Origin of the sequence: Pseudomonas sp. PP3 (genome assembly GCF_905336995.1) — a bacterium.
GTDB classification, from domain to species: domain Bacteria; phylum Pseudomonadota; class Gammaproteobacteria; order Pseudomonadales; family Pseudomonadaceae; genus Aquipseudomonas; species Aquipseudomonas reinekei.
On the sequence record NZ_HG995459.1, the window covers coordinates 1,564,589 to 1,578,902 of the forward strand.

The 14,314-nt window shown below is 61.4% G+C and carries 6 protein-coding genes; 2 read left to right on the forward strand and 4 right to left on the reverse strand.

The window, feature by feature from the left end; translation table 11 throughout:
* Positions 1 to 273 precede the first annotated feature (273 nt).
* Positions 274 to 7,449, forward strand: coding sequence for a retention module-containing protein (locus tag KHO07_RS07260; protein WP_212626803.1), 7,176 nt, complete (start codon positions 274 to 276; stop codon positions 7,447 to 7,449).
* 186 nt (positions 7,450 to 7,635) lie between these two features.
* Here the strand turns inward: KHO07_RS07260 and lapD are convergent, their stop codons facing one another.
* From lapD to KHO07_RS07280, 4 genes are all read right to left on the reverse strand, one after another.
* The gene (gene lapD / locus KHO07_RS07265; protein ID WP_212626804.1) at positions 7,636 to 9,576 is read right to left on the reverse strand and encodes a cyclic di-GMP receptor LapD; all 1,941 of its coding nucleotides are present in this window, start codon (positions 9,574 to 9,576) and stop codon (positions 7,636 to 7,638) included.
* Positions 9,577 to 9,598: 22 nt separating this feature from the next.
* Positions 9,599 to 10,306, reverse strand: coding sequence for a cysteine protease LapG (lapG, locus tag KHO07_RS07270; protein ID WP_212626805.1), 708 nt, complete (start codon positions 10,304 to 10,306; stop codon positions 9,599 to 9,601).
* A 560-nt stretch (positions 10,307 to 10,866) separates the two neighbouring features.
* Positions 10,867 to 11,262, reverse strand: a complete 396-nt coding sequence (locus KHO07_RS07275) for a YbaN family protein (RefSeq protein WP_150734942.1) — start codon at positions 11,260 to 11,262, stop codon at positions 10,867 to 10,869.
* Between the two features lie 10 nt (positions 11,263 to 11,272).
* Positions 11,273 to 11,860 carry a YecA family protein gene (locus KHO07_RS07280; RefSeq protein WP_212626806.1) on the reverse strand — a complete coding sequence of 196 codons (588 nt, stop codon included), beginning with the start codon at positions 11,858 to 11,860 and terminating at the stop codon, positions 11,273 to 11,275.
* A 314-nt stretch (positions 11,861 to 12,174) separates the two neighbouring features.
* On the opposite strand from KHO07_RS07280, the gene recQ reads away from it, so the two are divergent.
* Entirely contained in the window at positions 12,175 to 14,301 is a 2,127-nt protein-coding gene (gene recQ / locus KHO07_RS07285) for a DNA helicase RecQ (protein ID WP_212626807.1), read from the forward strand.
* Positions 14,302 to 14,314: the final 13 nt, after the last annotated feature.

Consider the following 14,314-nt stretch of genomic DNA (forward strand, 5'->3'; position numbering starts at 1 on the left):
CACTCGGGTGATTCAAAACCGTTACGCAAGGCTCACAGGGCGGGCTGTTTTTGATCAGGATTCCGATGCCATTGATTGCAAAGGGATTTGAGCTCGAAAACTTCACCATCGCCGGTGAGCAACACGCAGGGCGAGATCGTCGCCAGGGCCGTGGCTAACTCAGGTTGCGCCACTGACCGGTAGATGATCCGCCCGGCAGCCCGCTTGAGCCATGTGCATGTTCTCCGCAACAAAAAAAGGTGCCGACAGCGGTTGGCAGCGGAGGAAATGCACATGGCTACGCTCATCGGTACTGTCAGCAAGATCATCGGTCAGGTGTTCGCGGTAGCGAGCGACGGCACGCGGCGTGTCCTGGTCGAGGGCGACCGGCTGTTCGCCGGTGATCAACTCAATACCGGAGCCGAAGGCGCGGTGGCGGTGCGTTTGCAAAATGGCCAGGAGCTAACCCTCGGCCGCGGCAGCAGCCTGCAAATGAACCCTCAGTTGCTGGCCCATCAAACGCCTCACGTGAACACTGCCGAAGCGGTGACGCCCAGCCAGGCGCAACTGAGCGATGTCGAACAACTGCAAAAAGCCATTGCCGCCGGTGACGACCCTACGCAAACCGCGGAAGCCACGGCGGCCGGGCCATCAACCGGAGCACCGGGTGATGCGGCAGGGGGCGGGCACAGTTTCGTGATGCTTGAAGAAGTCGGTGGGCGCGTCGATCCGAACATCGGTTTTCCCACTGCCGGGTTCAATGGCATTCCCGAGTTTCCGGAAGAACGCCTCGCCGGCGATATTGATCCCGACGGTGACCCGGCGGCAGTGACTGCCCCAGTGCTGCCCCCTGTGGTGCCCCCAGTGGTTACCCCGCAGGTTCCCGCGGCGGCTGACAACCCGGTCACGCTCAACGGTCTGTCGGTGGAGGGCGGTGAACTGTCCGTCAAGGAAGCCAACCTCGCTACTGGCTCGGCCAGCAGTCCAGGTGCCCTGACACAGAACGGCACCTTCACCATCAACGCCCCCGACGGTTTGAGCAGCTTGAGCATCGGCGGGATCAACGTGATCAGCGGCGGTGTGGCCAGTGGTTTTCCGCAGTCGATCTCCACCCCATTGGGCAGCACCCTGACCATCACCGGTTACAACCCGGCCACCGGCGTGGTGAGTTACAGTTACACCCTCAATGGCAGCGAAACCCACACCACCGGCGACGGCACCAGTCTCAGCGAACACTTCACCGTGGTGGCCAGTGACAGCGATGGCGACACCGCTACCGGGTCGCTGGACATCAACATCACCGACGATGTGCCCAAAGCCATCGACGACGATAACGGCGTGGCGTCGGAAACCCAGTTGACCCTCAACGGCAACGTGCTGACCAACGATGTGCAAGGCGCGGACCGTGTGCCGGTCGGTGAAAATTCCGGGCCCATCACCCCTGGCACGTTCGTCGGTACTTACGGCACCCTGGTGCTGAATGCCAATGGCACTTACACCTACACCCTGAACACCAGCGACGCCGATTTCAAAGCCCTGAACGGCGGCGGCAACGGCACCGAGACGTTCACCTACACCCTGACCGATGCCGATGGCGACAGCAGCACCGCCAACCTGGTGCTGAACATCCACAACAACGACGATGGGGTGACGATCAACGGCCTCGACGTCGAGGGCGGTGAACTGACCGTCTACGAGAAAAACCTCAGCGATGGCAGCAGTTCTGATGCGCCGGCATTGACTCAGAGCGGCACCTTCACCATCACGGCCCTCGACGGCGTGCAGACGCTGACCATCGGCGGCATCAACGTGGTGGTCGGCGGTGTCAGCGCAGGCTTCCCGCAATCGATCACCACGCCGTTGGGCAGCACGCTGACCATCACCGGGTTCAATCCGCAAACCGGTGTGGTGAGCTACAGCTATACCCTGACCGACAACGAAGCGCATCCAGACGCTAACGGCGCCAACGGCCTGTCCGAGCAGTTCACGGTCACCGTGGTCGACGACAACGGCACCACCGCCAACGGCAGCCTGGACGTCAACATCACCGACGATGTGCCCAAAGCCATCGACGACGATAACGGCGTGGCGTCGGAAACCCAGTTGACCCTCAACGGCAACGTGCTGACCAACGATGTGCAAGGCGCGGACCGTGTGCCGGTCGGTGAAAATTCCGGGCCCATCACCCCCGGCACGTTCGTCGGTACTTACGGCACCCTGGTGCTGAATGCCAATGGCACTTACACCTACACCCTGAACACCAGCGACGCCGATTTCAAAGCCCTGAACGGCGGCGGCAACGGCACCGAGACGTTCACCTACACCCTGACCGATGCCGATGGCGACAGCAGCACCGCCAACCTGGTGCTGAACATCCACAACAACGACGATGGGGTGGCGATCAACGGCCTCGACGTCGAGGGCGGTGAACTGACCGTCTACGAGAAAAACCTCAGCGATGGCAGCAGTTCTGATGCGCCGGCATTGACTCAGAGCGGCACCTTCACCATCACGGCCCTCGACGGCGTGCAGACGCTGACCATCGGCGGCATCAATGTGGTGGTCGGCGGTGTCAGCGCAGGCTTCCCGCAATCGATCACCACGCCGTTGGGCAGCACGCTGACCATCACCGGGTTCAATCCGCAAACCGGTGTGGTGAGCTACAGCTATACCCTGACCGACAACGAAGCGCATCCAGACGCTAACGGCGCCAACGGCCTGTCCGAGCAGTTCGCGGTCACCGTGGTCGACGACAACGGCACCACCGCCAACGGCAGCCTGGACATCAACATCACCGACGATGTGCCCAAAGCCATCGACGACGATAACGGCGTGGCGTCGGAAACCCAGTTGACCCTCAACGGCAACGTGCTGACCAACGATGTGCAAGGCGCGGACCGTGTGCCGGTCGGTGAAAATTCCGGGCCCATCACCCCCGGCACGTTCGTCGGTACCTACGGCACCCTGGTGCTGAATGCCAATGGCACTTACACCTACACCCTGAACACCAGCGACGCCGATTTCAAAGCCCTGAACGGCGGCGGCAACGGCACCGAGACGTTCACCTACACCCTGACCGATGCCGACGGCGACAGCAGCACCGCCAACCTGGTGCTGAACATCCACAACAACGACGATGGGGTGACGATCAACGGCCTCGACGTCGAGGGCGGTGAACTGACCGTCTACGAGAAAAACCTCACGGACGGCACCAGTCCCAACACTCCGGCGCTGACCCAAAGTGGCACCTTCACCGTCACGGCACTCGATGGCCTGCAAACCCTGACCGTGGGCGGCATCACCGTGGTCAGCGGTGGCGTGGCCGTCGGTTTCCCGCAATCGATCACCACCCCGTTGGGCAGCACCCTGACCATCACCGGTTTCAACCCCGAAACCGGCGTGGTCAGCTACAGCTACACCCTGGTCGACAATGAAACCCATCCGGATGCCGACGGCACCAACAGCATCACCGAGAACTTCAACGTCGTCGCGACCGACACCGATGGCAGCACCGCGTCCGGGCAGATCAACGTCAACATCGTCGATGACTTGCCAACCGCCAAGCCTGACGCGGACTCCGTGCAGGAAGGCGGCACCGTCAGCGGCAACGTGCTGGACAACGACATCGGCGGCGCCGACGGTCTGGGCGCGGTGATCGGCGTGCGTGCCGGCGGCAATACCTCGACCCCGGCAGTCGGCGGTCTCAATACGCAGATCAACGGCAACTACGGCTACCTGACCCTCGACGCCAATGGCAATGCGGTCTATCACAGCAACCCGAACGCCGTGAGCGGCCCGGGTGCAGTGGATGTGTTCACCTACACCGTGCGCGATGCCGATGGTGATCAAAGCACCACGACCATCACCATCGACGTCTACAGCAGCTGCCTGCAAGCGGTGAGCGACACCGACGTCACCGTCTACGAAAAAGCCCTCGACTTGAGCAAGGATGGTCAGGACCTGGCGCCGGGCACGGTTGTGGGCAGTCAGCCGGGCAGCACCGGTGAAACCGCGTCCGGCACGCTGGTCGGTTCGGTCAGCGGTGCTGTGGGTGCGATTACCTACGCACTGGTCGGCAGCGCCACCGGGGCTCACGGGCAAATCCTGCTCAACCCGAATGGCACCTACACCTATACGTTGACCTCGCCACCAAGCACCAATCCAAACGCCAACGATGGGCCAAACGTCACCCAGGAAACCTTCACCTACCAGGCCACTGATTCCCTCGGCAACGTGGTCACCAGCACCATCGTGGTCAACATCGTCGATGACGTGCCCACCGCGAAAGCCGATGTTGATTCGGTACAGGAAGGCGGCACCGTCAGCGGCAACGTGCTGGACAACGACATCGGCGGCGCCGACGGTCTGGGCGCGGTGATCGGCGTGCGTGCCGGCGGCAATACCTCGACCCCGGCAGTCGGCGGTCTCAATACGCAGATCAACGGCAACTACGGCTACCTGACCCTCGACGCCAATGGCAATGCGGTCTATCACAGCAACCCGAACTCGGTCGCCGCGCCAGGCGCTACCGACACCTTCACCTACACCGTACGCGATGCCGATGGCGATCAAAGCACCACCACCATCACCATCGATGTCTGCAACAGCAACATCAACGCGGTCACCGATACTGATGTGACCGTCTACGAGAAAGCCCTCGACCTGAGCAAGGATGGCCAGGACCTAGCGGCCGGCACCGTCACCGGCAGCGAACCGGGCAACACGGGTGAAACCGCGTCCGGCACGCTGGTTGGTTCGGTCAGCGGCGCTGCTGGCGTGATCAGCTACACCCTGGTCGGCAGTGCCAACGGCACGTTCGGGCAAATCCTGCTCAATCCCAACGGCACCTATACCTACACCTTGACCTCGGCACCGAAAACCACGCCGGGTGCCAACGATGGCCCCAACACCCTGAGCGATACGTTTACCTACAAAGCTACCGATGCGCTGGGCAACACCACCACCAGCACCATCGTGGTCAACATCGTCGATGACGTGCCCAAGGCCGTGGCGTCGGAGCGTTCAGTGGCGGCGGTCGAGATCGACTCCAACCTGCTGCTGGTGATCGATGTGTCCGGCAGCATGGCCGACGCATCCGGTGTGCCGGGCCTGTCACGGCTGGCGCTGGCCAAGCAGGCGATCAGTGCTCTGCTCGACAAGTACGACGACCTCGGCGACGTCAAAGTGCAGATCGTGACGTTCAGCAGCAATGCCACCGACAAAACGTCGGTGTGGGTCGACGTGGCGACTGCCAAGTCGATCGTCGCCGGCCTCACGGCGGGCGGCGGCACCAACTACGACGCGGCGGTGGACGTGGCGCAAGACGCGTTCAACACCAACGGCAAGCTGACAGGCGCACAGAACGTCGGTTACTTCTTCTCCGACGGTAAACCCAATGAAGGTTCGATCGGGACGCAAGACGAGGCGAACTGGAAAGAATTCCTGACCGAGAATCAGATCAAGAACTACGCGATCGGCCTGGGCAAGAACGTCGACAATGATTCCCTCGATCCGCTGGCGTATGACGGCACCGGCACGGGCACCAATACCAACGCCGTGATCGTCACTGACCTGGGGCAACTCAATTCAGTGCTCTCGGGCACGGTGATTGGCGCACCGGTTACCGGTTCGCTGCTGGGCGAGGGTGGGTCGTTCGGAGCGGATGGCGGCTTCATCAAAACCATCACCGTCGACGGCACCACCTACACCTACGATCCGAAAGGCAACAGTAACCAGGGTTCGTTGAACTTCAGCGGCGGCGCCAACCACGGCACGTTCAACACGACCAACAACACCCTGAGCATCGCCACCGATAACAAGGGCACGCTGGTGGTGAACCTCGATACCGGCGAATACAACTACGTGTCGCAGAAAACCACTTCGGTGGTGCTCACGGAAAACATCGGTTTCACGCTCAGCGACAACGACGGCGATCTCGCCAGCTCGACACTGGTGATCAAAGTCATCCCGAACGCCGCACCGGTGGCTACCGATGATCACATCATCACCAACGTGCTTTCTGGCAGCGTGACGGTGCCCGGTGAATTGCTTCTGGCCAACGATACCGACGCCGATGGCGATCCGCTCAAAGCCTCGCCAACCACGTTCAATACGGGCTGGATCGCCAAAGGTGCCGACTTCACCGGGACCGGCGCGATCGACTTCTCCGGCAACGGCGTCAAGCCGAGCAACCAGAGCCTGAGCAATGTGCGTGGCTCGTTCGCAGCCAATACCGCCTCCATGACGGCCCTGTTGGTGATCAGTGGTTACCTGGGCCCGGTCACTGCGGCCAACACCAACGATGAGGACCGCATCACCGTCAACCTCAAGCAGGGCGAGACCCTCAACCTCGACCACAACCTGGCCGCCGGCCATATCACCATGGAGTACTCCATCAACGGCGGTGCCTGGATCGCCCTCGCCGATGGCCAGACCATTACGGCGAACGCCGATGGCGTTTATCAGATCCATGTCACTAACATTACCAACACCGGTGGCGGCAGCGGTGCAAGCAACTCGGAAGGCTATGAGCTGACCATGAAGCTCGATTATTCCGGCGCCCATGACACCACCCCGGATTACCACGGCACCTACACCGCCAGTGACAACCATGGCGGTAGCGACAGCGCCAACCTGAGCATCAGCTATCAGGACGGTCACACCCTCACCGGGACCGCGGGCAACGACACACTGGTGGCGGGCGCCGGTGACAACATCATCAATGCCGGTGACGGCAATGACGTGCTCACGGCGGGCAACGGCAACAACACGCTGCATGGCGATGCGGGCAATGACTTGTTGTTCAGCGGCACGGGCAACGACGTGCTCGATGGCGGTATCGGCAACGACACCGCCAGCTACGCCCATGCCAGCGCCGGGGTGACGGTCAATCTCGGCCAGCTCGGGCCGCAGAACACCTTCGGCGCTGGCACCGACACCCTGACCGCCATCGAAAACCTGGTCGGTTCGGACTTCAACGACAACCTCACTGGCGACAACAACAGCAACATCATCACCGGCGGCCTGGGTAACGACATACTCAAGGGCGAGGGCGGCGATGACTTCCTGATCGGCGGCCTGGGCAACAACACCTTGACCGGCGGCAGCGGCGCCGACACTTTCCAGTGGTTCAAGGGCAACAGCGGCCACGACGTGATCACTGACTTTACGCCGGGCACCGACAAACTCGACCTGTCGCAACTGCTGCAAGGGGAGAACGGTACCGCCGCGTCGCTCGATGACTACCTGCACTTCACCGTCAGCGGCAGCGGCGCGTCGCTGGTCACCAGCATCGACGTCAGCGGCATGGCCGGCGCGGCGCCGAACCAGACCATCGACCTCGCCGGCGTCGACCTGGCCAGCCATTACGGCGTCACACCGGGGGCGGGCGGGATGATTGCGGGGGCGGACACGGCGACCATCATCAACGGCATGCTCAATGATCATTCGTTGAAGGTGGATACCGTCTGATCTGAAAAGCGGGCTACTCGCAATCGCGATGGATCAGTCAACTTCACTGTTGAATGTGAAAGCGCAATCGCGAGCAAGCTCGCTCCCACAGGGTTTTCAGTGAACCGGGATTGGGTGTTCGCCGGGAATACCTGTGGGAGCGAGCTTACTAGCGATGAACGATAACGCGGTGTATTGGAAAAAAACTCACATCGGCTCCGGCGGCCCGATCAACCGCCCCATCACGCCGAACACGCCCAACTCCCTGATCGCCTCCAGCTCGCCCCGGGTCTCGACCATTTCCGCTATCAACGGCAGGTCAATGCTGTTGGTCGCGCGGAAGATCGCTTCGATAAACAGCCGTTTATCCGGCTGCTTGTCAATGTGCCGGATATAGGTCCCGTCGATTTTCAGGTAGGCCAGGCCCAGCTGGGTCAGGTTACCGATCTGGCTGAAGCTGCCGCCGAAATGCTGCAGGCCGATGCGGTAGCCTGTGTCGAGCAGGCTATGGCTCAGTCGTTGAAGTTCGTCGGGCGGCGGCAGTTGGCGTTCGTCGATTTCCAGGGTCAGCAGCGGTGCCAGTTCCGGCAGTGATTCGAGCATGTCGAAGATCAATTTCAGTTGCGACTGATCGCGCAAGGTGCCGCCGGACACACTCAAGGCGAGCGGCCGGCGATTGACTGCAAGGTAGTCGAAGGTCGCTTCGAGCATCGCCAGGTCTAACCGCGCCGACCAGTCGAAACGCTCGATCCATGGCAAAAACTGTCCGGCGGCAATCGCCTGGCCCTGCGGGTCGAGCAGGCGAGCGACAACTTTGTGATGCAGCACTTCGCCGGGCTCGGCGCATTGCACCACCGGTTGAAAGTACAGCTGCAATTTGCCTTGGGTCAGGGCGTCGTCGATCCAGGTTCGCCAGTCGTGATGGGATTGTTTCGGAGTGCTTTCGCCTTGGCTCACAAGCGCCCAAGGGCGTTCGGGACGCTGGCGGGCTTGAGTCAACGCCTGATCGAGGCGCAACAGCACATCGGTGGCGGCTTCGCCGGGGTGGTACGCGACGACACCCAGATGGGCGACGGGCATGCAATCGCTGGCACCGGTCAGGCGCAGGTTTTCCAGAGTGGCACTGATCTCGGAGGCCAGGCGCGTCGCCTCTTCGGTTCCCAGACCTGGTGTGAGCAGGCTGAACTCGCCCCCGCGATTGCGTGCGGCCAACCAGGTGCGCCGCTCCGGCAACCGCGTCAGGCGTTTGAGCAATTCAGCGACCGCGCCGATCAAGGCATCGGTACGCTGGCCGCCCAGGCGTTGGTTGAGGCCGTTGAGGTCGTTGAGCCGCAGCATCAACAAATGACCCTCACAGTTTTGTTCGGCGACCAGCAAATGGTCAGCCAATTGCTCATCCAGCAAGCGCCGATTGGCCAACCCTGTCTGGCTGTCCTGATAAGACTCACTGCGCAGTTTTTCACTGCGCGCCGCCTCTTCGCTGAACAACGCCTTGAGCTTCTCGACCATCTGGTTCATCGCCAGCACCACACGTTTGAGTTCCGGCGTGCGTGGCAACTTCGGCAGGCTCAAGAACTCGCGTTTACTGATGGCTTCGGCCTGGCGGACCATGCTGTCGAGCGGACGAAGTTGGCGCCGCAACAGCCAGCCACCGAGTACCGCACTGAGTAATCCGCACACCAGCAACCAGATCAGGCTGCCCAGGGTGCTGTCCCAGAGTTTGGCCAGGGCGAACTGCGGATTGCTCAGGACTTCGACCCGCGCCACCTGCTCCCAGCCGCGCATGATCAACGCATCGCCGCCTTCATGACGCAGATTGACCAGGCTGACGAACCAGCCAGGCACACCCTTGATCTGCGCCGAGGCGCTGCGCTCTATCAGAACTTGCTGGTTATCGATGCTGATGATGCGGATGTTGCTGAAATAGCCGCTGTCGAAAATCGAACTGACCATCAACTCCATCATTGCCGGGTCATCGACTTGAGCGGTCAGTGATAAACCCAGGGCGGTGGCGGCATCCTGGGCGTGAGCGCGCAACTGGCCGAGGGTCTGCTCGCGGGAGCTTTCCAGGCCGACAAAAAAACTGCCGCTGAACGCCACCAGCAAGAACAGGCAGATGGCGAGAAACAATTGATTGCGCAGTTTCATGAATCGCTCCTTGCTCTAGCGACTAGCCCTCGCCCACGGCGAACCCTTCAACTTGCATCTTTTGCAGAACGTCTTGCCAGCGCGAGAGTTTTTTTGAATCGCTGCTGCGTTGACCACCGTTTTTGCCCGGCAGATACAGGCCCTCGGCATTGAAGGCGTACACCGGCAGCAGGTCTTTGCGCTGCGAGGCGGGGCGGATTTCGCCGATCAGGTTGTCCAGCACCAGTGGGTCGGCGGTGGGACTGCTGTAGAACGTCAGCACCATGTGTGCCTGGTTCTGCGCCAGTGCCTTGACGTAGGTGATGCGCAATTTTTCGCTGGGAATGCCGAGCTGGCGCAGGCTGAAATATTTTGCCAGCGCGTAGTCTTCGCAGTCGGCGGCACCCTTGATCAGGGCCTCGACGGGCGTGGCCCAGTAATCGGTCTGGCGCCAGATGCGGGTGTCGTCCTGAAAATTCAGTTGCTGATTGAAGAAGCGATTGACCGCACTCAACTGCTCGCGCTCCGGTGCGTCGCGTTCGCTCTGCAGCATCTGACTCCAGGCTTCGATTCGCCCGCGCGCGGGGCCGAGGGTGCCGTGGCGCTTTTCGGCGATTTGCAGGATCTGCGCAAAATCCCAGTTGGCCTGGACGCTGTTCAGTCCTGCCAGCAGGAAAGCGCTCAGCAGCAGCCAGCCGCCGAACCGAAGTCGGGGCGTTTGCCATCCTGGACTACGCGGACCGCGGGGCATGTCGGGCTGCTCGGATGCAGATTGGTGAAGTCTAGGTGGTGTTTGTTGAAAGGTGGGGCTGGTCGTCGGGTCGAGGCGGTCTGGTAGCCGACTTGTCTTTTTATCCGTTGCTGCGGGTATGGCGGCTTATGGTTTCGGTGATGACGGCCTACCGGCCAACCAATCTTTACCAGGTGTCCCCGATCCAACTGTAGGAGCCGGCTTGCTGGCGATGGCGGTGTTTCAGTCGACATCATCGCGACTGACATACCGCCATCGCCAGCAAGCCGGCTCCTACAGGAAAGATGCGCACGAACCAGATAAACAGGCCGGCCGGCAGGCCGCCTCGCGGTGCGGTGGCGGTAGCCGCCCCCGGCCATGGATGGCCGATGGCGGCGTGCCCACGGAGCAGGACCGGAGCGAGGGCATGCCGAGCCACAGCGAGGCACCGAACGAAAGGGGCAAAAGCGCTTGGTTACTTGGCGCTTTTCCAAGTAACCCGCCGTAAGGGCGGAACCCTGGGTGGCCATAACCACAGCAACGGATATGTACCCAAACCCAAACCCAAACCCAAACAAGCCTCAAACCTTACGCAAAGTCTTCTGCCTGAGAATATAGATCGTCACCAACACCGCACTGGTCAGCATGAACCCCCGGGCCCAAACCATCGGCACCAGATAGCAGGAAAACAGAATGCTCACCCACATCAACCCAATGGCATAAACCTTACCCTTGAGCGGAATGCCATTGCCTTCGAGGTAATCACGAATCCACGGTCCAAGCCGCGGATGATCCACCAGCCACTGATAAAAACGCGGAGAACTGCGGGCGAAACAGGCGGCCGCCAGCAACAGGAAAGGCGTCGTGGGCAATACCGGCAGGAAAATCCCGATCACCCCCAACGCTACGCTCAGCCAGCCGATGGCCAGCAGCACGTAGCGCAACATCAGGGAGCGGTTGCCTATGGGGTTGTCCATAGGCAGGACCTTAGTGGTGGCGTGGCTTGAGGATCGCCGGTTTCTCGTCTGGTGCGTTGCACAGCAGGTACAGCGCAGTCAGGGCTTCCGGGATCTGCACGATCATGTCGTCCATCAGGTTGGCGTCGGCGGCAATGTCGGAGAACTCCGGTTGCTCGTCGAACAGGCCCGAACCGACCATGATCGGCAGCAGCATTTCGCTGACTTCGTCTTCGGCGGTTTCGAACCAGGCTTCTTCGCGAAGGAACACGCCTTCCATGAAACCGATGCACCAGCCGCGCAGCTCGGAGTCGTCCGGGTCTTCGCCCAGGTCCAGGTCGCACGGCAACTCGAATTCTTCATCGGAGGCCAGTTGGCGAGCGATGTGGGCCTTGAGGCCGATCAGGGTGGCTTCGATCTCTTCGCGTTGAGCTTCGCTGCTGTAGTGCGGCTCTTCGGCGAAGAGAGCGTCGATCCATTCACGTTCGGGAACGTCTTCGGAACAGATCGACAGCGCGGTGAGGTAGCCGTGGGCGGCCACATAGTCCAGCGCCTCGTCATGCAGTTCATCGGCGTCGAGGAAGACTTGCAGGCGGGTTAGTTGCTCAGCGAAGGACATTAAAGGACTACCTTGGGGAATGTTCGATGCGGGAATTCTAGGCCTTCTTGAGCGCTTGGGCCAGCCGCGCAGCATATTTGCACACGGTTGGCGTTGCCGAAGGCTGCTCCTGCAGGCGATCGTGTTCGCTCCCTCTTATCAGCGGTGCCCTGCGCGAGGTAGGCCTCGGGTATACTCGCGCGTTTTGTGATGCCCTGCTGGTTTCACGGCTGAGATGTGAAGCGTCATGCAACGCGCACTTACGATTTGTCAGTGCAGCGTCGCGGGTTCTGAACCAGCCTTGCAGGGATGTTTCGGTGATTTTTGGAGTTTCTATGCTCGAGCAGGCTCAACGCGTCCTCAAGGACATCTTCGGCTACGACAGTTTCCGTGGCCGTCAGGGTGCAATCATTGAGCGCGTGGCCAGTGGCGGCGATGCCCTGGTGCTGATGCCTACCGGTGGCGGTAAATCCCTGTGCTTCCAGGTCCCGGCGCTGTTGCGCGAAGGCCTGGCGGTGGTGGTGTCGCCACTGATCGCGTTGATGGACGACCAAGTGGCGACCCTCGAAGAACTGGGTGTGGCCGCCGCAGCGTTGAACTCCACCCTCAGCGCCGAACAACAGCGAGACCTGGCGGCCCGAATCAAGCGCGGTGAAGTGAAAATGCTTTACCTCGCCCCGGAGCGCCTGGTGCAGCCGCGCATGCTGAATTTCCTGCAAGGGCTGAACATTGCCCTGTTCGCCATCGACGAAGCGCACTGCGTGTCGCAATGGGGGCATGATTTCCGTCCGGAATACCTGCAACTGGGGCAGTTGGCGGAAATGTTTCCCGACGTGCCGCGCATCGCCCTGACCGCCACCGCAGACAAGCGCACCCGGGAAGAAATCGTCACCCGCCTGCATCTGCAAAATGCCGAACGCTTCCTGTCGAGCTTCGACCGCCCGAATATTTTTTACCGCATCGTGCCCAAGGAACAGCCGCGCAAGCAGTTGTTGGCGTTCCTTGCCGAGCGCCGCAGTGATGCAGGCATTGTTTACTGCCTGTCACGGAAAAAGGTCGAGGAAGTGGCCGCGTTCCTCAGCGAACAAGGTTTCCCGGCGTTGCCGTACCACGCAGGCCTGCCCAACGATTTGCGCGCGCACAACCAGAAGCGCTTCCTCAACGAGGAAGGCCTGATCATGGTGGCCACCGTGGCGTTCGGCATGGGCATCGACAAACCCAACGTGCGCTTCGTCGCGCACCTGGATTTGCCGAAATCCCTGGAAGCCTATTACCAGGAAACCGGACGCGGCGGCCGTGACGGTTTGCCGGCGGATGCCTGGATGGCCTACGGCCTGCAAGATGTGGTGATGCTCAAGCAAATGCTGCAGAACTCCGAGGGTGACGAACGCCACAAACGCCTGGAGCAGCACAAGCTCGATGCGATGCTGTCGCTGTGCGAAGAAACCCGCTGCCGCCGCCAGACCTTGCTGGCCTACTTCGATGAAGACATGCCCGAGCCGTGCGGCCATTGCGATAACTGCGTCGATGGCGTGCAGACCTGGGACGCTACCGAACCGGCGCGTCAGGCGCTCTCGGCGATCTACCGCACCGGCCAGCGTTATGGCGTCGGGCATCTGGTAGATGTCCTGCTCGGCAAGGACAATGAAAAGGTCCGCAGCTTCGGCCATCAGCACCTGTCGGTGTTCGGCGTGGGCAAGGCGCGGGCCGAGGGCGAGTGGCGCTCGCTGTTCCGCCAGTTGGTGGCTCGCGGTCTGGCCGATGTTGACCATGAAGGCTATGGCGGCTTGCGTCTGAGTGACAGCTGCCGGCCGCTGCTCAAGGGTGAAGTGACCCTGGAGCTGCGCCGCGACCTGAAGGCGCAAACCACCGCCAAGAGCAGCAAGAGCCAGGCGAGCCAATTGGTGCGTGGCGAAGAACGCGATCAGTGGGAAGCGTTGCGTGCCCTGCGGCGTAAACTCGCCGAAGAGCACGGCGTGCCGCCGTACGTCATCTTCCCCGATTCGACCTTGCTGGAAATGCTGCGCAGCCAGCCGACTTCGCTGGCGGAAATGGCCACGGTCAGCGGCGTCGGCGCGCGCAAGCTGGAGCGTTATGGCGAAGCCTTCCTCGAAGTGCTCGGTGGCCAGGCCGAGGCGCCGAAGGTGGTGGCCGACGTACGCCACGAACTGATCACGCTGGCCCGCGCGGGGATGACGCCGGTGCAGATCGCCGGGCAACTGCAATGCTCGGAAAAGAACGTCTACACCATGCTCGCCGAAGCGATCGGCAAGCAGCAGTTGTCACTGGAACAGGCGCTGGATCTGCCAGAAGACTTGATGGGTGAAGTGCAGGACGCATTCCTTGACGGCGAAGGTGAGTTGCCGCCGGTTTCAGAGATTTCCGAATTGTTTGCAGGCCGAGTGCCTGAAGGGGTCTTGTACTGCGTTCGGGCTGCATTGCAGTCGGAATTCGAAATTTGAGTCATTGGTTCTA